Genomic DNA, 675 nt, shown 5'->3' with positions numbered 1-675 from the left:
TCGACACCCGTCACCCTCAGCGGCACATGAGGGCAGCAGCTGCCTCACGCAGTGAGCTGGGTTCAGGTAACCAAGTGGCGCGCATGCCAATGCGGGGAAGCGCGTAGCCCAGAGAGCGATGGGCGCCTGGATCACTTCAATTTCACTGGCTGGCCTTGGCGACAGGGCCAGACGGGAAATCAACCGCCCTGGAGGGCAAGACGATGGGACAAATCCAGATCGTTGGTTATGAGAGCAACTGCAACTGCGAGCACTGCGGCCGAGCTCTGAAGCACGGTGTTCGCCTGAGTGATGGTCGTACCGTGGGGGCCACATGCCTCGACAAAAAGCTCACACAGCCTCGCGTCTACCAGGGCAAGCAATATCGCTTCGGTGCCGAGTTCATCGTGAAGGTGGCAAAAGTGGTCGAGTTCTATTCGCCTTCCAACTGGGCTCGCTTCGGAGTTTCGGCGTCAAGCACAACCTTCGAGGCGGCCGCATGAAAGCGAATCAGAAACGCGGACAAGCAACCCTGAGGGGCGACGGGCGCGACTATTCGCGCCTGGTCCTAGCAGCCTTTGATTCGATTCAGGCTGAAGCCGAAAGGGATCGAATCATCGAGTTGAATCGCCAGCGCCGTGAAGTTAATGAGAGCGCCAAGAAGCGGTTTTGAACAACCAGCGCCACGTCAGCCTG

General features: G+C 58.8%; 2 protein-coding genes. Both read left to right on the top strand.

Annotation, left to right across the window (positions count from 1 at the left end; genetic code table 11):
• The first annotated feature begins 203 nt into the window (after nucleotides 1-203).
• Nucleotides 204-482, top strand: coding sequence for a hypothetical protein (locus tag IAE37_RS28595; RefSeq protein WP_201178797.1), 279 nt, complete (start codon nucleotides 204-206; stop codon nucleotides 480-482).
• Nucleotides 479-652: a hypothetical protein gene (locus IAE37_RS28590; RefSeq protein ID WP_201178796.1), complete on the top strand. Its 174-nt coding sequence runs from the start codon at nucleotides 479-481 to the stop codon at nucleotides 650-652. The genes IAE37_RS28595 and IAE37_RS28590 overlap by 4 nt, the downstream gene beginning before the upstream one ends.
• The last annotated feature ends 23 nt before the right edge of the window (nucleotides 653-675 follow it).

Origin of the sequence: Pseudomonas sp. S31 (genome assembly GCF_016648105.1) — a bacterium.
Classification (GTDB): Bacteria; Pseudomonadota; Gammaproteobacteria; order Pseudomonadales; family Pseudomonadaceae; genus Aquipseudomonas.
This window is presented reverse-complemented; position numbering and strand designations above follow the sequence as displayed.